Source organism: Streptomyces sp. DF42, from assembly GCF_058267695.1.
The window spans coordinates 2,447,684-2,466,385 of sequence record NZ_CM177859.1; the positions used below are offsets into that span (position 1 = coordinate 2,447,684).

The following is an 18,702-nucleotide window of genomic DNA, read 5'->3' on the forward strand; positions in this document are numbered from 1 at the left end:
TGTTTTCTGTCGGCGGTTTTCTAGAGGTTGAGCAGGGTTACGTCGATGGCGTCGGCGATGGCTTTCGCGCCGGCGTCGTTGACGTGGAGTCCGTCGCCGCTGTTGAACTCGTCGCGGATTCTGGTGGGTCGGCCGGGGTCCGCGACGGCGGTGGCGATGTCGGCGACCGCGTCGAAGGGGTGGTCGCCGCCGAGGAGCCAGGTGTTGACCTGGTGGCGTACGGTCTGGCCCTCGCCGGTGTCGTAGCCGGGGTAGATGGTGCCGGCGTAGGGGCCGATGGTGCTGCCGATGACGGTGAGGCCGGCGGCGTGCAGGCGGTCGGCCAGGGTGGTGAGGCCGGTGATCACGTCGTCGGCGGTGGGGAGTTGGCCGGGTTCGGGGTCCGCGATGGCGCCGGGCAGGCCGAGGTCGTTGAGGCCGATGTGGACGAGGACGTGGCTGACGCCGGGTACGTCGAGGACGTCGTGGTCGATGCGGGACAGCAGGTGGTCGCCGATCTCGTCGGTGAGCAGGCGGTTGCCGGAGATGCCCTGGTTGACGATCCAGCCGTGGTCGAGGCGGCGGCCGAGCTGGGCGGGGAAGCTGTTGTCGGTGCCGGGGGTGGTGGCCGCGCCTTCGATCCAGGAGTCGCCGAAGGCCACGGCGATGCGGGTGGCTTCGGGGGCGAGGACGTCGACGCCTGTGAGGAGGTGGCCGAGGGGCAACTCCTCGGATTCGTCGAGGAGTTCGGCGGAGAGGTGGTTGCCGTTGACGGCGTGTCCGATGTCGTAGGGGGTGGCCGTGTAGGTGGTGAGGCCTGTGTCGCCCGGCAGGTAGAGGCTGATGGTGAGTTCTTCCCCTGCGCTCACGGGCAGTTCGACCGGGTCGCTGACGATTTCCTCGCCGACGGGCAGGGTGACTGTTTCTGCGCCCGAGAAGCGCAGGGGTGTGTCGCTGGTGGGGTCGATGCGGCTGCGGATGGTGCGTACGGCGAGGTGGGCGCCGCCGAGTTCCAGGGGTTGCCAACTGCTGGCAGCGGAAGGTTGTTGAGTGTGCGTAACCATGAGGGAGTGGTGGCGTTATCAGCATATGAACCTGACGGAGTGGGCGCGGGCGCAGGGGGTGAACCCGCATACGGCGTATCGCTGGTTTCGTGAGGGCGCCTTGCCGGTGCCCGCGCGCCGGGTGGGGCCGCGCACGATCCTGGTGAACATCGAAGCGAACGCCTCACCCTCGGTGACCGGTGGTGTAGGTCTGTATGCCCGCGTTTCCTCGCACGATCGGAAGCCGGACCTGGAGCGGCAGACCGCTCGCCTGTCGGCATGGGCGGCGGAGGCGGGACAGAAGGTTGTGCGGATCGAGTCCGAGATCGCCTCGGGTATGAACGGCTGCCGCGCGAAGGTGAAGCGGCTGCTGGCCGATCCGGCGGTGACCACGGTCGTGGTCGAGCACAAGGACCGCCTCGGGCGGATGAACGTGGAGCTGATCGAGGCCGCCCTGTCCGCGACTGGCCGCCGACTCGTCGTCCTCGATGACGGCGAAGTCGAAGACGACCTGGTCCGGGACATGGTGGAGGTACTGACGTCGTTCTGCGCCCGCCTGTACGGCCGTCGGTCGGCGAAGAACCGGGCGAGGAAGGCTCTCGAAGCGGCGGCCGGCGATGTGGGGCGACCAGCATTGGCGTAAGCCCCTGGCCGGCAAGACTCGCAAGATGTCCCGGCACGACGCCGCGAGCGTCGCGATCGGCAGGCGCGCCCTCGGGCACCCGATCCGGCGACGGACGGCACCGCCCCCGCAGCACCAGAGCGATGCTGTGGGGCATCGGACCGCCCAGGCCGGACCAGGCGCACGAGGGCATGAGGGAACCCGCCCACCCGTCACGGAGCGTGCACACGATGCACGCAGCCGGACGGGGACACAGCGAACGCGGGAGACCAGCGCATCCAACACCGTTCGGGATGCGCGCAGTTCCAGGAGCTGGCAGCAAATGTCACTCCTGGACACTGTTTAGGAACGGTTCCTTGCCGTAGCGGTTGCTGAGCCGGACTCTCAGCGCTTCACCTCCTCCGGCCAGTCGCAGGGACTGCCTGATGGTCTGGTCGGTGAAGGAGCGGGGTTCGAAGAGGTGGAAGTTCTCGTGGGGGTTGATGACGGCGGCGCGGTGGGCTGCGATCCAGGTGGTGGTCATGGCGGGGCCAACGCCCGGGCCGTCGGGGTTCTTCCCGGCGGTCCGGCTTTTCACCTTCGGTGTTCGTGCGTTCCGTCGACGAGCGGTGTGAGCACCTGGGCGTGTCGTGCGTGCGGGATGCGTGGCTGAGGCTGTTGGTCGAGTCCGAAGGTGGTGAAGGCGGTTCGGGTGGGGAGGGGGTAAGGCTCTTTGCCTGTGAGGGAGTTGAGGATGGTGGCGCTGCGCCAGGCGGCGAGGCCCAGGTCGGGGGTGCCGACGCCGTGGGTGTGGCGTTCGGCGTTCTGCACGTAGATGTGGCAGTCGGAGCCGCTGACGGAGGGGTCGAGGGCGAGGCGGAAGTGTTCGTCGATGCGGGGGCGTGAGCGGCTGTCGCGGCGCAGGTAGGGGTCGAGGCCGGCGAGGATGCGGTCGAGGGGGCGTTCGCGGTAGCCGGTGGCGAGGACTACGGCGTCGGTGGTGAGCCGGGAGCGGGTGTCCTGTTGCAGGTGTTCCAGGTGGAGTTCGACCTTGCTGGTGGCGATGCGGCCCGCGGTGCGGACTTGGACGCCGGGGGTGAGGACGACGTCGGGCCAGCCGCCGTGCAGGGTGCGGTCGTAGAGCTCGTCGTGGATGGCGGTGATGGTGTCGGTGTCGATGCCCTTGTGGAGCTGCCACTGGCTGGTGACGAGGCGGTCGCGGACGTCTTCGGGGAGGGCCTGGAAGTAGCGGGTGTAGTCGGGGGTGAAGTGTTCGAGGCCGAGCTTGGAGTACTCCATGGGGGCGAAGGCCTCGGTGCGGCCGAGCCAGTGGAGTTTTTCGCGGCCTGCGGGGCGGGCGCGGAGCAGGTCGAGGAAGATCTCGGCGCCTGACTGTCCCGAGCCGATGACGGTGACGTGGTCGGCGGCGAGGAGGGTGTCGCGGTGGGTGAGGTAGTCGGCCGCGTGGACGACGGGGACGGCGGGTGCTTCGACGAGCGGTTTGAGGGGTTCGGGGACGTAGGGCTCGGTGCCGATGCCGAGGACGATGTTCCTGGTGTAGGTACGGCCGAGCGCTTCGGCTTCTCCGTCGGTGTCGAGCTGGGTGAAGTCGACTTCGAAGAGGTCGCGTTCGGGGTTCCAGCGGACGGCGTCGACCTGGTGGCCGAAGTGGAGTCCGGGGAGGCTGTCGGCGACCCAGCGGCAGTAGGCGTCGTATTCGGCGCGTTGGATGTGGAAGCGCTCGGCGAAGTAGAAGGGGAAGAGGCGGTCGCGGGCCTTGAGGTGGTTGAGGAAGGTCCAGGGGCTGGCGGGGTCGGCGAGTGTCACCAGGTCGGCGAGGAAGGGGACTTGGATGCGGGCTCCGCCGATGAGGAGGCCGGAGTGCCAGTCGAAGGAGGGGCGCTGTTCGTAGAAGGCGGTGTCGAGTTCGGTGAGGGGGTGGGCGAGGGCGGCGAGCGAGAGGTTGAAGGGGCCGATGCCGATGCCGACCAGGTCGCGGGGTGCGTCGGGCTCGCGGTGTGGGGGGTGAGGCTGGGGCTGCGCGTGGGGGGTGGTGCTCATCGGGGGGTGTTTCCTTCCGCGAGTCTTTCGGCGGGGTCTCCGGCAGGTTCTTGGGCGGCCTGTTCGGCAGGTTCGTGGGCGGCCTGCTCGGCGGGTTCTTCGGTGGCCTGTCCGGCGGGTTCTTCGGTGGCCTTTTCGACGAGGGTGAGGAGGGTGGCCAGGTCGTCGGGGCGGGTGTGGGGGTTGAGGAGGGTGGCCTTGAGCCAGAGGCGGCCGTCGAGGCGGGCCCGGCCGAGGACGGCGCGGCCCTGGTGGAGGAGTTCGCGGCGTACGGCGGCGACGGCGCTCGTCGGTGGTGTGTGCGGGCCGGAACAGGACCGTGCTGATGGTGGGCCCGTCGTGGAGTTCGAAGCCGGGGTGCTCGTGGACGAGGGCGGCGAACTCCTGGGCGCGGTCGCAGACTTGGTCGACGAGGGCGCCGAGTCCGGTGCGGCCGAGGGTCTTGAGGGTGACGGCGATCTTGAGGACGTCGGGGCGGCGGGAGGTGCGCACGGAGCGGCCGAGGAGGTCGGGGAGACCGGCCGCGGTGTCGTCGTCGGCGTTGAGGTAGTCGGCGTGTTGTGTGAGGGCGGCGAGGTCGCGGGGGTGGCGGACCGCGAGGATGCCCGCGGCGACCGGTTGCCAGCCGAGTTTGTGCAGGTCGAGTGTGATGGTGTGGGCTCGGTCGAGGCCGGCGAGCTTTGCGCGGTGGCGGTCGCTGAAGAGGAGGCCTCCGCCGTAGGCGGCGTCGATGTGCAGGCGGGCGTGGTGGGCGGTGCACAGGGCGGCGATCTCGGGGAGAGGGTCGATGAGCCCGGCGTCGGTGGTGCCCGCGGTGGCCGCTACCACGACGGAGCCGTGGGGGCCGCGGAGGGCGGTGAGGGCCTCGTCGAGGGCGGCGGGGTCGAGGGTGCCGGCGGGGGCGGGGACGATCACGGGGTCGGGCAGGCCGAGGAGCCAGGCGGCGCGGGGCAGTGAGTGGTGGGCGTTGGCGCCGCAGACGAGGCGGACGCCGGCGCCGTGTGCCTCGCGCGCCAGGATGAGGGCGAGTTGGTTCGATTCGGTGCCGCCGGTGGTGACGAGGGCGTCGGAGGCGCCGGCCTCCCTGGCCAGTGCGCGGGTGACGAGGGCTTCGAGTTCGGAGGCGGCCGGTGCTTGGTCCCAGGAGTCGAGGGACGGGTTGAGGGCACTTGCGGCGAGGTCCGCGGCGGTGGCGACGGCGAGGGGCGGGCAGTGCAGGTGGGCTGCGCACAGGGGGTCGGCCGGGTCGGCGGCGCCCTCGGCGAGGGCGTGCACCAGGGCGCGCAGGGCGTTCGGGTCGCCGTCCTGCGGCAGTACGTCGCCGGTGGCGGCCCGGACCCGAGCGGCCACCGCGTCCGGTCCGCCGGCGGGCAGGGGTCCGCGGCGGGCGCGTGTGCCCTCGGCCAGGGCGTCGAGCACGGTGTCGAGGAGGGGTCGCAGGGCGCGGGGGCCTTCGGGGCCCGAGGCGAGGCTCGGTGTGCTCATGGGTTCCTCCCGGGCGCGCAGGCAGAGGGAGTTCCAGCTTGTACGCGGATGTGTGCGCGTGCCCGAAAAGTTCAACGATCGGAACCCGAAAGGGTGTCCCTGTGGTGTCTGTGCGGGGCTTGGGCGGGGAGGGTGTTGGTGGTGCCGGTGACCGGGGGTTGCGCCCCTGGGGGCCCGCGTTCGGCCTGAACGGCCTCGTCCTCAGACGCCGGACGGGCCGGCTGGTGCGGACCGGCGCTGACCAGGGTGCCGCTCCGAGTACGCAACCACAGCCGGCGCCCTCCCCCGTGCTCGCCCTATCCCTCTCCCCTCACCTCCCTCACCCGCAACGCCCGTCCCAGGTCGTCGAGTTGGTCGGCCAGTTTGCGGCGCAGGGACGGGATGGGGTCGGCGTCGCTCAGGCAGGCCTCGCCCAGGCGGAGTGTCTCCGGGTCGACGGCGTGCACCGGGAAGGCCCAGCGGCCGGCGGCGTCGGCGATGGCGGGGCCGCGGCGGGCGGCGACGGTCACGGCGTCGTCGTAGTAGCGCGGCACGTACTGCCGTACCAGGTCGGCCTGTTCGGGCTGCCAGAAGCCCTGGGCGGTGGCGACGAAGAGGTAGTTGGAGAGGTCGTCGCCTCCGAACATGGCCTCCCAGGCCTGCGCCTTGGCCTGCTCGTGGGGCAGTGCGGCGCGGCATCGGGCGGCGCCCTCCTGGCCGGTGGCGGAGGGGTCGCGGTCCAGTTCGGCGGCGATGGCTGCCTCGTCGGTGGCGCCGAGGACGGCGAGCCGGGCGAGGACCCTCCAGCGTAGTTCGGGGTCCAGCTCCGGGCCGCCGGGGACGGTGCCGTCGGCGAGCCAGGCGGCGATGGTGTCGGGGTGGGCGGCGACGTCGATGATGTGGCGTACGGCGATCAGGCGCAGGCCGGGGTTGTCGCCGTCCTCGGTGCGGCGGATGAGGTCGCGGCACAGGGAGGAGAGGGTGGCCAGGGCGGCGGGGCGCTGCTCGGGGGTGAGGTAGCGGTCGACGATGTGGGTGGCGGCGAAGGCGAGGGCGCCCTGGACGAGGGCGAGGTCGGTCTCGTGCGGGAGGTGGGTGCGGGCCGTGTCGAGGTAGGCGGTGGGCGGGAGTTGGCCGTCGCGGACCGCGTCCCGCAGGGCGTTCCAGACGACGGCCCGGGTGAGGGGGTCGGGGAGGCCGGAGAGGCTGGTGCGGACCGCTTCGAAGGACTCGGGGTCGAAGCGGATCTTGGCGTAGGTGAGGTCGCCGTCGTTCAGGAGGAGGAGGGCGGGGCGCTTGCCCAGGGGCTGGGGTGTGGTCTGCGGGACGTCGAGGTCGAGGCGTTCGCGCAGGGTGAGGTGGCGGCCCTCGTCGGCGATGTCCTGGTCGTAGAGGCCGACGGCGATGCGGTGCGGGCGGCTGCCGGTGTGCTCGACCCGCAGGGTGCAGGTGCCCTCGTCGCCGGGGGTGACCTTCGCGCCGAGCGTGTCGACGCCGGTGGTGCGCAGCCAGGCGTCGGCCCAGGCGTGCACGTCGCGCTCGGTGGCGGAGGCGAGGGAGTCGATGAAGTCGGCGAGGGTGGCGTTGGCGAACTTGTGGCGCGCGAAGTGGGTGTTGATGCCGGCGAGGAAGTCCTTCTCGCCGAGCCAGGCGACGAGTTGGCGTAGTGCGGAGGCGCCCTTGGCGTAGGAGATGCCGTCGAAGTTGAGGAGGGCGGAGGCCGTGTCGTCGACGTTCTCGGGGGCTACGGGGTGAGTGGACGGGCGCTGGTCGGCGTCGTAGCCCCAGGCCTTGCGGGCGACACCGAAGTCGGTCCAGGTGTCGGTGCCCCTCCATCTGGGGGGTTCCCCCCCAGACCCCCCAGGGCTGACTTCGTTGAGGGTCTGGTAGCCCATGTATTCGGCGAAGGACTCGTTCAGCCAGATGTCGTCCCACCAGCGCAGGGTGACGAGGTCGCCGAACCACATGTGGGCCATTTCGTGGGCGATGACCATGGCGCGGGTCTGGCGTTCGGTGTCGGTGACGGCGGAGCGGTAGACGAACTCGTCGCGGAAGGTGACCAGGCCCGGGTTCTCCATGGCGCCGGCGTTGAACTCGGGCACGAACGCCTGGTCGTAGGAGTCGAAGGGGTAGGGCTCCTCGAACTTCTCGTGGTACCGGTCGTAGCACTGCCGGGTGATCTCGAGGAGTTCGTCGGCGTCCGCGTCGAGGTAGGGGGCCAGGGAGCGGCGGCAGTGCAGGCCGAAGGGCAGGTCGCGGTGCTCGGTGCGCACGGAGTGCCAGGGGCCTGCGGCGACTGCGACGAGGTAGGTGGGGATCAGGGGGGTGGGAGCGGCCTGCCAGTGGCCCTCGCCGAGGTGTTCGGTGGTGCTGTTGGCGAGGACGGTCCAGGCTTCGGGGGCCTTGACGGTCAGCTCGAAGACGGCCTTGAGGTCGGGCTGGTCGAAGGCGGCGAAGACGCGCTGGACGTCCTCCATGAACAGCTGCGTGTAGAGGTAGGTCTCGCCGTCGGTGGGGTCGGTGAAGCGGTGCATGCCCTCGCCGGTGCGGGAGTAGCGCATGGCGGCCTCGATGCGCAGCTCGTGCTCGCCGGCGGTGAGGTTCTTCAGGGGCAGCCTGTTGCCGTCCAGGGTCTGCGGGTCGAGGGGCTGTCCGTCGAGGGTGACGGAGCGCAGCTGTGCGGGCTTGAGCTCGACGAAGGTGCCGGCGTCCGTGCGCGTGGTGAAGCGGATGACGGTCCGGGAGTCGAAGGTCTCGTCGCCGGTGGTCAGATCGAGGTCGACCGTGTAGCGGTGGACGTCGAGGAGCTTGGCACGGGTCTGCGCTTCGTCGCGCGTCAGTACGGACATGCAGGCAATGCTGCCCGATGGCGCTGACAAGGCACAGGGGCGGATCGGTACGCGCGGGTACGCGCCCGTGTGAGCGGTCCCCTATGTGCGGTCCCCTTCGAGCTCCCCGCCCAGTGTCTCGTTCGCGCGCTGGAGCAGGACGCGGGTGTCGGGGTGGGGCAGGGCGGGCGTGCGGGGGGCGTGCTCCTCGGCCCCGGCGTGGTCCTTGACCAGGGCCCGCAGGTCGCGGACCTCCTGCGCCAGGTCGAGGTAGCGGCGGTGGGCGTCGTACAGGTAGCGGACCTTGGTGCGCAGTGCCCAGGGGTCGATGGGTTTCATGACGAGGTCGGCGACGCCGAGTCCGAAGGCCGCGGTGGTCAGTACGTGGTCGACGCCGAAGCCGGTGAGCAGGATGACCGGTATGTGCTGGGTCTGTTCCACGCGGCGCATGTAGCGGACCACGTCCAGGCCGCTGACGCCGGGCATGCGGACGTCCAGCAGGAGCAGGCCGACCTGCCCGCGGAGCACCTGCTTGAGGGCCTCGTCGCCGTTGGTGGCGCAGCCCAGCAGATAGCCCAGCGGGGCCAGGGCGCTTTCCAGGGCGTACAGGGTGTCCTCGTGGTCGTCCACGATGAGGATCTTGGCTTCCGGCATGGCCCGTCGTCCCTCCCGCGTGGACAACCAGCTTATGTCGAGGTGCTGACGTGGCGTGCTCGTCAGCTGACAAGGAGTGCACAGCGCAGCATGCCCCCTGCGGGCCTTCCTGTCACGCCCTTTGTGGTGTCCAACGAGGTCAATTGGCCGCCTGCGCGGAGCCGTTCACCGCATCGCCCGCGATGCGTTCGTGGTGGCGGATCACTTCCGCGATGATGAAGTTCAGGAACTTCTCAGCGAACGCCGGGTCCAGCTTGGCGCTCTCGGCGAGAGAGCGCAGTCGCTCGATCTGGCGGGCCTCGCGGCCCGGGTCGGCGGGCGGCAGCCGGTGTGCGGCCTTGAGGTGGCCGACCTGCTGGGTGGCCTTGAACCGCTCGGCGAGCATGTGGACGACGGCCGCGTCGATGTTGTCGATGCTGTCGCGCAGCCGGGCGAGTTCGGCGCGGACGGCGGGGTCCACGTCACCGGTGCCGGTGTTGCTGGTGGTCATGGGCACCCACCCTACGTGGCGGGCGAGGGTTCGATCATCGGGGTCGGGGACCTGGTCGCTCCAGCCGCCGGGGACGGCGTGGTACTGCTGCGCGCGGAGGCGGACGGGGGGCTTGCCGACGCGGCGGGTGAACGGCCGGGAGAAATAGGCCGGATCGTCGTAGCCGACGCGGCGGGCGACGGCGGCGACGGGCGGTTCGGTGGCGGCGAGGAGTTCCTCGGCGCGGCCCAGGCGGATGTCCGGGCGTGAAGAACCGCATCCAGGTGGGGTACATCCGCGGGAGGGGGACAACGAGGTGTGGCTGCTGGAGTTGGAGTCGGCCGCGGCCGGAACGGGGACGGTCACCCTGCGATCCGTGTGACCCGTCTGACCCGTCTGACCCGTCTGACTCGTCTGTCCCGTCGAGAGCATCCTGTCCGGCCGTCGAGAGCATCTTGTCCGGCCGTCGAGAGTCTGGGCGCCTGCGTGTACGGAGCCAGGCGCCCGGCTTGTCCCGGATCCCGGCCAGGGGGAAATCCGCTCGCGTCCCCGTAGAGTGGGATCGGGTTCAGGGCGTCTTGGGGGTTCAGGCGTGGCGAACGGCGGACCGGTCGAGCACGGCTACCCACACCTGGAGACGGTGCGGGCCGCCATCACCGCGCTCTACAGGCGGTTGTCGTACGACACCATCCACACGTTCTCGAGCAGCGTGGCGCCCGCCGACGTGGCGTTCGGCGACACGGACGATCTCTATCTGGGTGCGCAGCGGGTGGCCCGCGAGCTCGTCCGGCACTACCGCCTTCCGGACGCCCGCATGATCGTCGGCTTTCGCGAGATGCAGCACGCGGCGAACGTCGAACTCGCCGCGGGCCCCGAGTACTTCGTCGAACTGAACGACCGTTTCCGCACCCACCGCCGCGACATCGGCGCCGCCCTGGCCCACGAGGTCATGCATGTCTATCTGCACCGCCTGGGCCTGTCCTTCCCGGGCACCCGTGACAACGAGATCCTCACGGACACGGCGACGACATACCTGGGGGCGGGCTGGCTGCTGCTGGACGCCTACCGGGAGGACTCGGCGTCCTCCCAGAAGCTCGGCTATCTGACACCCGAGGAATTCGGTTACGTCCTGGCGAAGCGTGCGCTGATCTTCGACGAGGACCCGTCCATCTGGTTCACCAGCCCGCAGGCCTACGAGGCCTACACCCGCGGCATGGCACAGGCCCGCCACGACGAACAGCAGCCCCCGCTGACGGCGGCCGGCTGGGCGGGCCGCCGCCGCTACGCCCGCGACCGGCGCCAGGCCCAGGACACCCATGCCCCGGCGTCCGCCCGCCCGGGAACCCCGTACACCTTCACTCCCGACGGCCGCGGCCCCCTGCGGGTGTCGTTCCCCTGCCCCACGTGCCATCAGCGCATCAGGGTGCCGGTACGGGGGCGTGTCCGCGCGCGGTGTGCGCTGTGCAGGACGGTGCTGGAGTGCGACACGTAGCCAGGTCCGGGGTCCGGCACTTCAGGCGGAAGGGGTAGGGCAGGCGGGGGCGGGTCACCCTTCAGGCGCGGCCGCCCGCCGCCTCCTCACGCCCCGTACACCGCTCCTGGCGCCTCGGCCTGCGCGAGCAGTTTCAGTGCGGCCTCCCCTGCCTCCGCCGGGGTCCACCGCGCTTCCTTGTCGGCGCTCGGCCCCGGCCGCCAGCCCTCCATGACGGTGATCCGGCCGCCCTCGGTTTCGAAGACCCGTCCGCTCACACCGGTGCTTGCGGCGGAGCCCAGCCAGACGACGAGCGGTGACACGTTCTCGGGGGCCATCGCGTCGAAGCCGGACACGGGCGCCGTCATCCTGTCGGCGAAGGCGCCTTCCGTCATCCGCGTCCGGGCCGCGGGCGCGATCGCGTTGACCTGGACGCCGTAGCGGGCGAGTTCGGCCGCGGCGACCAGCGTGAGCCCGACGATGCCGGCCTTCGCGGCGCTGTAGTTTCCCTGCCCGACCGATCCCAGCAGCCCGGCTCCGCTGCTGGTGTTGACGATCCGGGCCGTCGGCATGCGTCCTGCCCCGGCCTGCGCCCGCCAGTGCGCTGCGGCGTGCTTCAGCGGCAGGAAGTGGCCTCTCAGGTGGACACGCACAACGGCGTCCCAGTCGTCCTCGTCGAGGTTGACGAGCATCCGGTCGCGCAGGTAGCCGGCGTTGTTGACGAGGGTGTCGAGCCGGCCGTACGTCTTGAGGGCCGTGGTGATCAGGGAGGACGCGCCGTCGGTGGTGGCGATGTCGCCGCCGTGGGCGACCGCCTCGCCGCCCGCCGCGCGGATCTCGTCCACGACCCGGCCGGCCGGGCTGTCGGGGCCGGGTGTCCCGTCCAGCCCGACGCCCAGGTCGTTGACCACCAGCCGCGCGCCCTGCGCCGCGAACGCGAGCGCGTGTGCGCGCCCGAGCCCACGGCCGGCGCCGGTGACGACCACGACCCGGCCGTCGCAGATTCCGCTCATCTCACGTCTCCTTGTTGGCGGTTGCCGCGTCCAGGAACGCCGGCCGCTCCCCGCCCCCGTGCACCAGCAGGCTCGCCCCGCTGATGTAGGCGGCCGCGTCGGAGGCGAGGAAGACGGCGGCCGCGCCGACGTCGGCGGGCGTGGCGAGGCGGCCGAGCGGCACCGTGCGGGAGACCGCCTCGACGGCGTCCTCGTCGCCGTAGTGGAGGTGGGCCAGCTCGGTGCGGACCATGCCGACGACGAGGGTGTTCACGCGGACCCGGGGCGCCCACTCCACGGCCATTGACCGGGCGAGGTTCTCCAGGCCCGCCTTGGCCGCCCCGTACGCCGCCGAACCGGGCGAGGGGCGGCTGCCGCTGACGCTGCCGACCATCACGACGGTGCCCCCGGCCCGTCTGAGGTGCTCGTACGCGGCGAGGGAGGCCGTCAGCGGAGCGACGAGGTTCAGTTCGAGTACGCGCGCGTGCCGTTCGGCGTCCGCGTCGGCCAGCCGCCGGTAGGGGCCGCCGCCCGCGTTGTTGACGAGGACGTCGAGTCGGGGCAGCGCGTCGAAGAAGGCGCGTACGGAGGGCGGATCGCGCAGGTCCACCGGGGCGAACTCGACACCCTCGGCGGGCGCTTCGGGCGGTCTGCGGGCACAGGCGACGACTCGCGCGCCGGCCTCGACGAAGGCCTTCGCGATCCCGGCCCCGACGCCGCGAGTGCCGCCGGTGACGACGACGGTCCTGCCGCTCAGCTGCGGCCGGCGCAAGTTATCCACAGGCCTTCCCGCTCCGATCCGACGGCTGCTAGCTTCGAAGCCTCACACCTAACAAATGTTTGGTGGAAAGGCGTTGGTTGGAAAGGTAGCTGATGCGCGCATGGGTGTCTCCACCTCGTCACCGGAAAAGGGGCCCGAGAAAGAGGGAATCGCGGTCGTGACGGTCGACTTCCCGCCGGTGAACGCGCTGCCGGTGGACGGCTGGTTCGCCCTGGCCGACGCCGTGCGCACGGCGGGCCGCGACCCGCAGGTGCGGTGCGTGGTGCTGACCGCACCGGGGCGGGGGTTCAACGCGGGCGTGGACATCAAGGAGATACAGGCACAAGGACCGAGCGCACTGGTCGGCGCCAACCGCGGCTGCTTCGAGGCGTTCGCGGCGGTGTACGAGTGCGCGGTGCCGGTGGTGGCGGCGGTGCAGGGCTTCTGCCTGGGCGGCGGCATCGGACTGGTGGGGAACGCGGACGTGATCGTGGCGAGCGAGGACGCCGTCTTCGGCCTGCCGGAGCTGGACCGGGGCGCCCTGGGCGCGGCGACGCATCTGGCCCGTCTGGTCCCGCAGCACCTGATGCGCGCGCTGTACTACACCTCGCGCACCGCGACCGCGGCCGAGCTGCACGCACACGGCTCGGTGTGGCGCGTGGTGCCGCGCGAGGAACTGCACACCGCCGCACTGGAATTGGCGCGCGAGATAGCCGCCAAGGACGGGGAGCTGCTGCGCCTGGCCAAGGCCGCCATCAACGGCATCGACCCGGTCGACGTGCGCCGCAGCTACCGCTTCGAACAGGGGTTCACGTTCGAGGCGAGCGCGGTCGGGGTGGCCGACCGGGTCAGGGACACGTTCGGGAAGGAGGGTGGGTAGATGAGTGACAAGACGATGACCGCCGAGCAGGTCGTCTCCCGTCTGGAGAGCGGCATGACCCTCGGCATCGGCGGCTGGGGATCGCGGCGCAAGCCGATGGCCCTGGTGAGAGCGCTGCTGCGGTCGGACGTCACCGACCTCACGGTCGTCTCGTACGGCGGCCCGGACGTCGGCATGCTGGCGGCGGCCGGCCGGCTGCGGAAGCTGGTGACGGCCTTCGTCACCCTCGACTCGATCCCGCTGGAACCGCACTACCGCGCGGCCCGCGAGCGGGGCGCCTTCGAACTCACGGAGATCGACGAGGCGATGTTCATGTGGGGACTGCACGCGGCCGCGAACCGGCTGCCGTTCCTGCCGGTGCGGGCCGGCATCGGCTCGGACGTGATGCGGGTCGCCCCGGGCCTGAGGACGGTCACTTCGCCGTACGAGGACGGGGAGACGTTCGTGGCGATGCCCGCCCTGCGACTGGACGCGGCCCTGGTGCACGTCAACCGCGCCGACCGGCTGGGCAACGGGCAGTATCTGGGCCCGGACCCGTACTTCGACGACCTGTTCTGCGAGGCGGCGGACACGGCCTACCTCTCGTGCGAACGAATCGTCGACACGGCCGAGTTGACGAAGGAGGCCGCACCGCAGACGCTGCTCGTCAAGCGTCACACGGTGACCGGTGTCGTCGAGGCACCGAACGGCGCGCACTTCACGTCCTGCGCACCCGACTACGGCCGGGACGAGGCCTTCCAGAAACGGTATGCGTCCACGCCCTGGCCGGAGTTCGCCGCGCGCTTCCTCGCGGGGGACGAGCAGGCGTACCGGTCGGCCGCCGGGGAGGAGACATGAGCGACACCACCGGCACCCCTCTTGCCGGCGGCGCCCCTCTTCCCGCACCCACGCGTGCCGAGTACTGCGTGATCGCCTGCGCCGAGGCCTGGCGCGACGCGGGCGAGATCCTGGCGAGCCCGATGGGTGTGATCCCGTCGATCGGCGCACGGCTCGCCAAGCGCACCTTCGCGCCCGACCTGCTGCTCACCGACGGCGAGGCACTGCTGGTCGGCCTGGACGGCACCGTCGAGGGCTGGCTCCCCTACCGGCAGCATCTGGCCCTGGTCACCGGCGGCCGGCGGCACGTGATGATGGGCGCGAGCCAGATCGACCGGTTCGGCAACCAGAACATCTCGTGCATCGGCGACTGGGAGAGGCCCAGGCGGCAACTGCTCGGGGTGCGGGGCGCCCCGGTCAACACCCTCAACAATCCGACCAGTTACTGGGTGCCGAGACACTCCCGGCGGGTCTTCGTCGAGAAGGTCGACATGATCTGCGGAGTCGGATACGACCATGCGGCCGCGCATCCTGACACGGCCCGCTTCCACCGCATCCCGCGTGTCGTCTCCGACCTGGGCGTCTTCGACTTCGACACCGGCGACCGCTCGATGCGGCTCGCCTCGCTGCATCCGGGTGTCTCGCCGGACCAGGTCAGGGAGGCCACCGCCTTCGAGCTGACGGTCCCGGACGACATACCGCCGCCCCGTGAACCGACCCCCGAGGAACTCCGGCTCATCCGCGAGGTCATCGACCCGGCCGGCACCCGTGGCAGGGAGGTCGATGCGTGATGGAGACGGCGCTCACCCGGCTGGTCGGGGTCCGGTACCCGATCGTGCAGACGGGCATGGGCTGGGTGGCGGGCCCGCGCCTGGTCTCGGCGTCGGCGAACGCGGGCGCGCTGGGCATCCTGGCCTCCGCGACCATGCCCGTCGACCGGCTGCGCGAGGCGATAAGGGAGGTCAGGTCCCGTACGGACGCGCCGTTCGGGGTGAATCTGCGGGCGGACGCCTCGGACGCCGGCGACCGGGTGCGGATCCTGATCGAGGAGGGCGTGCGGGTGGCCTCCTTCGCGCTCGCCCCGTCCGCCGAGCTGATCGCGGAGCTGAAGGAGGCGGGCGTCGTCGTCATCCCCTCCATCGGTGCCCGCAGGCACGCCGAGAAGGTCGCGGCGTGGGGCGCGGACGCCGTGATCGTGCAGGGCGGTGAGGGGGGCGGGCACACCGGCGAGGTCGCGACGACCGTCCTGCTGCCGCAGGTGGTGGACGCGGTGCGGATACCGGTCGTGGCGGCGGGCGGCTTCTTCGACGGGCGGGGGCTGGTCGCGGCGCTGGCGTACGGGGCGGCGGGGGTCGCGATGGGCACGCGGTTCCTGCTGACCTCGGACTCGACGGTGCCGGACGCGGTGAAGGCGAGGTATCTGGCCGCGATGGTGAAGGACGTGACGGTGACGACGGCGGTCGACGGGCTGCCGCACCGGATGCTGCGTACGGACCTGGTGTCCTCCCTGGAGAACTCCGGTCACGCGCGGGCCCTGTTCCACGCCGTTCGCCGGGCGGCGGCCTTCCGGAAGCTGTCCGGGCTCACCTGGCCGCGGCTGGTCCGTGACGGTCTCGCCCTGAAGCATGGGAAGGACCTGTCCTGGAGCCAGGTCCTTCTCGCCGCGAACACCCCGATGCTGCTGAAGTCGGCGATGGTGGACGGCCGCACGGACCTCGGGGTGATGGCGTCGGGCCAGGTCGCGGGGGTGATCGAGGATCTGCCGTCGTGCGCGGAGCTGGTGGAAGGGGTAATGGCCCAGGCCACGAAAACCGCACAGACGCTGGGCTTCTCCCTCAGCCGCTGATTCCACACGCGCCCGTCGCCCGTGGGGTGGTCGCCCCGCCGACGGTCGGCGGTCATTCGTCGGCTGTCGGCTGTCGGCTGTCGGCGTCGGCTGTCACCCCTCGCCCGTCAGCTGTCACCCGCTGGCGGTCGGCTGCCACCCGTCGCCCGCACCCGTCACCCGCACCCGGGGACCGACCACCGGCCACCGGCCCCTGCCCCCGGTCAGACCCGTTCAATGATCGTCACATTGGCCTGGCCGCCCCCCTCGCACATGGTCTGCAGGCCGAAGCGGCCGCCGGTGCGTTCCAACTCGTGCAGCAGGGTCGTCATCAGCTTGACGCCGGTCGCGCCGAGGGGGTGGCCGAGGGCGATGGCGCCGCCGTTGACGTTGACCTTCTCCGGGTCGGCGCCGGTCTCCTTCAGCCAGGCCAGGACGACCGGGGCGAAGGCTTCGTTGATCTCGACCAGGTCGATGTCGTCGATCGTCAGGCCGGTCTTCTTCAGGGCGTGGGCGGTGGCCGGTATCGGTGCGGACAGCATGCGGATGGGGTCCTCACCGCGCACGGAGAGATGGTGCACACGCGCGCGTGGCGTGAGCCCGTGCTCGCGCACCGCGCGCTCGGAGGCGAGCAGCATGGCCGCCGCGCCGTCGGAGACCTGGGAGGAGCAGGCGGCGGTGACGGTGCCGCCGTCGAGGACCGGCTTGAGTGCGGCCATCTTCGCCAGGGAGGTGTCCCGGCGGGGTCCCTCGTCGACGGCGACCGAGCCGTGGGCGACGGTCTCCCGCTCGAAGCGGCCCTCGTCGATGGCCCGGAGCGCCCGCTGGTGCGACCGGAGCGCGAACTCCTCCTGGTCCTGGCGGCTGATGCCCCACTTCGAGGCGATCATCTCGGCTCCGGCGAACTGGTTCACCGGCCGGTCCCCGTACCGTGCCCGCCAGCCCTCGCTGCCCGCGAAGGGACCCTGTGTGAAACCCAGCGGCTCGGCGGCCTGGCGGGTCGCGAAGGCGATGGGGATCTGCGACATGTTCTGCACACCGCCCGCGACCACCAGGTCCTGCGTGCCGGACAGCACGGCCTGCGCCGCGAAGTGCACGGCCTGCTGCGAGGACCCGCACTGCCGGTCGACGGTCACGCCCGGCACCTCCTCGGGCAGTCCGGCCGCCAGCCAGCAGGTCCGCGCGATGTCCCCGGCCTGCGGCCCCACCGCGTCCAGACAGCCGAGAACGACATCCTCGACGGCGGCCGGGTCCACGCCCGAGCGGGCCATCAGCTCCTTCAGCACATGGGCACCGAGGTCGGCTGGATGCACCCCGCTCAGCCCTCCCCGGCGCCGCCCGACGGGCGTGCGGACCGCTTCGACGATGTAGGCCTCGGCCATGACGACTCCCTCACGGAAAAGGGGCACGTGGAACGTGAAAGGGCTATGCGCGTACGGCGATCCCGTCCAGCACCATCGAGAGGTACTGCCGGGCGATCTCCTCCGGGCTGTGCTGCCCGCCGGGCCGGTACCAGGACGCGGCCACCCACACGGTGTCGCGCACGAACCGGTAAGTGAGCCGGACGTCGAGGTCGGCCCGGAAGACTCGGGCGGCGACCCCGCGCTCCAGCGTGGACAGCCACGCCTTCTCGAACTTGCGCTGCGACTCGGCGAGGAACACGAACCGCTCCTGAGCGAGAAGCTGCTTGCTCTCCTTCTGGTAGATCGCGACGGCGGCGCGGTGCCGGTCGATCTCCCGGAACGACTCGATGACCAGGGCCTCCAGGGTTTCCCGCGGTCCCGACTCGGCCTCCAGGACGGTGTCGTAGCCGCTCCAGAGCTCGTCGAGGAAGGTGCGCAGGATCTCCTCCAGCATCGATTCCTTGGAGTCGAAGTGGTAGTAGAGGCTGCCCGCGAGCATGCCTGCGTGGTCCGCGATCTTGCGTACGGTGGTGGCGTTGTAGCCCTGCTCGGCGAAGACCTCGGCGGCGGTGTCGAGGAGTTCACGGCGTCGGGCGGGGGCCGCGGTCACCTGGGGCTTCTTCTTGGTCGGCACGGGTCCATTGTCATCCGCTCCGGTCCTCAGGGGTGCCGGCTGCTGACGGAGACGACCTCTCCGGTCATGTACGAGGAGTATCCGGACGCCAGAAACACGATCACGTTGGCCACCTCCCAGGGCTCCGCGTACCGCCCGAAGGCCTCGCGCGCGGTCAACTCCTCCAGCAGTTCGGGAGTGGTCACCTTCACCAGGTGCGGATGCATGGCGAGGCTCGGCGACACGGCGTTGACCCGCACCCCGTAGGCCGTCGCCTCCAGCGCCGCGCACCGGGTCAGTGCCATCACCCCCGCCTTGGCGGCGGCGTAGTGCGCCTGTCCCGCCTGGGCACGCCAGCCGACGACGGAGGCGTTGTTGACGATCACGCCGCCGCTCCCCTCCTCACGGAAGACGCGCAGGGCCGCGCGGGTGCACCGGAACGTCCCCGTCAAGGTCACGTCCAGCACCTTCGACCACTGCTCGTCGCTCATGTCCACGAGGTCCGACGTGCCGCCCAGGCCCGCGTTGTTGACGACGATGTCAAGCCGCCCGTGCTCCCTCACGGCAGCCTCGAACAGGGCTTCCACCTGCCCCTGGTCGGTGACGTCGCACGGCAGGGCCGCAACTGAGGACGGCCCGAACTCGCCGGCCAGTTCGGCCGCGTGCTCCTTCAGCCGCCGCGGGTGCGCGTCGCTGATCAGCACACGCGCTCCCTCCTCCAGGAAGCGTCGCGCGCTCGCGCCGCCGATGCCCGCTCCGGCAGCCGCGGTGATGACGGCCGTGCGCCCCTTCAGCAGCCCGTGCCCCGGCTCGTACACAGGGCTCTCGACGACTGTCATAGCG

At 71.2% G+C, this 18,702-nt stretch carries 17 protein-coding genes and 3 pseudogenes; 7 read left to right on the forward strand and 13 right to left on the reverse strand.

The genetic code is table 11. The features are described from left to right. Window positions 1–20: 20 nt before the first annotated feature. Entirely contained in the window at window positions 21–1,043 is a 1,023-nt protein-coding gene (locus tag ACYUED_RS11195) for a GDSL-type esterase/lipase family protein (RefSeq protein WP_491292127.1), read from the reverse strand. Window positions 1,044–1,068: 25 nt separating this feature from the next. Here ACYUED_RS11195 and ACYUED_RS11200 point away from each other — a divergent pair, with 25 nt between their 5' ends. Together ACYUED_RS11200 and ACYUED_RS11205 are read left to right on the forward strand one after the other, a co-directional pair. Continuing rightward, window positions 1,069–1,665, forward strand: coding sequence for an IS607 family transposase (locus tag ACYUED_RS11200; protein WP_491292128.1), 597 nt, complete (start codon window positions 1,069–1,071; stop codon window positions 1,663–1,665). Beyond that, window positions 1,643–1,990 (forward strand): annotated as a pseudogene (locus tag ACYUED_RS11205) (IS200/IS605 family accessory protein TnpB-related protein); the annotation flags it as partial. The gene ACYUED_RS11200 and the pseudogene ACYUED_RS11205, both read left to right, overlap by 23 nt. Here ACYUED_RS11205 and ACYUED_RS11210 read toward each other — a convergent pair. From ACYUED_RS11210 to ACYUED_RS11240, 7 genes and pseudogenes are all read right to left on the reverse strand, one after another. Further along, window positions 1,970–2,167 (reverse strand): hypothetical protein, encoded by a 198-nt coding sequence (locus ACYUED_RS11210; RefSeq protein WP_491292129.1) that lies wholly within the window; start codon window positions 2,165–2,167, stop codon window positions 1,970–1,972. The pseudogene ACYUED_RS11205 and the gene ACYUED_RS11210 overlap by 21 nt on opposite strands. Before the next feature lie 50 nt (window positions 2,168–2,217). Beyond that, window positions 2,218–3,684, reverse strand: a complete 1,467-nt coding sequence (locus tag ACYUED_RS11215) for a lysine N(6)-hydroxylase/L-ornithine N(5)-oxygenase family protein (RefSeq protein ID WP_491292130.1) — start codon at window positions 3,682–3,684, stop codon at window positions 2,218–2,220. Next, window positions 3,681–5,169: pseudogene (locus tag ACYUED_RS11220) on the reverse strand (pyridoxal phosphate-dependent decarboxylase family protein). The gene ACYUED_RS11215 and the pseudogene ACYUED_RS11220 overlap by 4 nt, the downstream one beginning before the upstream one ends. Window positions 5,170–5,465: 296 nt before the next feature. After that, complete coding sequence (gene pepN, locus ACYUED_RS11225; RefSeq protein WP_491292131.1) at window positions 5,466–7,997, reverse strand: aminopeptidase N; 2,532 nt, start codon at window positions 7,995–7,997, stop codon at window positions 5,466–5,468. Window positions 7,998–8,078: 81 nt separating this feature from the next. Further along, on the reverse strand, window positions 8,079–8,630 hold the full coding sequence (locus ACYUED_RS11230) for a response regulator (RefSeq protein ID WP_491292132.1): 552 nt from the start codon (window positions 8,628–8,630) through the stop codon (window positions 8,079–8,081). Window positions 8,631–8,769: 139 nt separating this feature from the next. Continuing rightward, complete coding sequence (locus ACYUED_RS11235; RefSeq protein ID WP_491294210.1) at window positions 8,770–9,120, reverse strand: chorismate mutase; 351 nt, start codon at window positions 9,118–9,120, stop codon at window positions 8,770–8,772. A gap of 102 nt (window positions 9,121–9,222) precedes the next feature. Further along, window positions 9,223–9,531, reverse strand: a pseudogene (locus tag ACYUED_RS11240) (helix-turn-helix domain-containing protein); the annotation flags it as partial. Window positions 9,532–9,691: 160 nt separating this feature from the next. On the opposite strand from ACYUED_RS11240, the gene ACYUED_RS11245 reads away from it, so the two are divergent. Beyond that, window positions 9,692–10,591, forward strand: coding sequence for a hypothetical protein (locus ACYUED_RS11245; protein WP_491292133.1), 900 nt, complete (start codon window positions 9,692–9,694; stop codon window positions 10,589–10,591). Between the two features lie 86 nt (window positions 10,592–10,677). Here ACYUED_RS11245 and ACYUED_RS11250 read toward each other — a convergent pair whose 3' ends face one another. After that, window positions 10,678–11,583, reverse strand: a complete 906-nt coding sequence (locus tag ACYUED_RS11250; protein WP_491292134.1) for an SDR family oxidoreductase — start codon at window positions 11,581–11,583, stop codon at window positions 10,678–10,680. 1 nt (window position 11,584) lies between these two features. Then, complete coding sequence (locus tag ACYUED_RS11255) at window positions 11,585–12,343, reverse strand: SDR family oxidoreductase (protein ID WP_491292135.1); 759 nt, start codon at window positions 12,341–12,343, stop codon at window positions 11,585–11,587. Between the two features lie 100 nt (window positions 12,344–12,443). On the opposite strand from ACYUED_RS11255, the gene ACYUED_RS11260 reads away from it, so the two are divergent. The 4 genes from ACYUED_RS11260 to ACYUED_RS11275 are packed head-to-tail and all read left to right on the forward strand — an operon-like array spanning window position 12,444 to window position 15,864. Further along, complete coding sequence (locus tag ACYUED_RS11260; protein WP_491292136.1) at window positions 12,444–13,202, forward strand: enoyl-CoA hydratase family protein; 759 nt, start codon at window positions 12,444–12,446, stop codon at window positions 13,200–13,202. Then, window positions 13,203–14,039: a CoA transferase subunit A gene (locus ACYUED_RS11265; RefSeq protein ID WP_491292138.1), complete on the forward strand. Its 837-nt coding sequence runs from the start codon at window positions 13,203–13,205 to the stop codon at window positions 14,037–14,039. After that, the gene (locus tag ACYUED_RS11270) at window positions 14,036–14,809 is read left to right on the forward strand and encodes a CoA-transferase subunit beta (RefSeq protein WP_491292139.1); all 774 of its coding nucleotides are present in this window, start codon (window positions 14,036–14,038) and stop codon (window positions 14,807–14,809) included. Before ACYUED_RS11265 ends, ACYUED_RS11270 begins: the two co-directional genes overlap by 4 nt. Then, window positions 14,809–15,864: an NAD(P)H-dependent flavin oxidoreductase gene (locus ACYUED_RS11275; RefSeq protein ID WP_491294211.1), complete on the forward strand. Its 1,056-nt coding sequence runs from the start codon at window positions 14,809–14,811 to the stop codon at window positions 15,862–15,864. The genes ACYUED_RS11270 and ACYUED_RS11275 overlap by 1 nt, the downstream gene beginning before the upstream one ends. A 203-nt stretch (window positions 15,865–16,067) precedes the next feature. Here the strand turns inward: ACYUED_RS11275 and ACYUED_RS11280 are convergent, their stop codons facing one another. From ACYUED_RS11280 to ACYUED_RS11290, 3 genes are read right to left on the reverse strand one after another with little or no spacing between them, the layout of a single operon-like run. Beyond that, entirely contained in the window at window positions 16,068–17,225 is a 1,158-nt protein-coding gene (locus tag ACYUED_RS11280) for an acetyl-CoA C-acetyltransferase (protein WP_491292140.1), read from the reverse strand. 43 nt (window positions 17,226–17,268) lie between these two features. Next, entirely contained in the window at window positions 17,269–17,880 is a 612-nt protein-coding gene (locus tag ACYUED_RS11285; RefSeq protein WP_491292141.1) for a TetR/AcrR family transcriptional regulator, read from the reverse strand. Between the two features lie 26 nt (window positions 17,881–17,906). Further along, window positions 17,907–18,698 (reverse strand): SDR family oxidoreductase, encoded by a 792-nt coding sequence (locus ACYUED_RS11290; protein WP_491292142.1) that lies wholly within the window; start codon window positions 18,696–18,698, stop codon window positions 17,907–17,909. Window positions 18,699–18,702 lie beyond the last annotated feature (4 nt).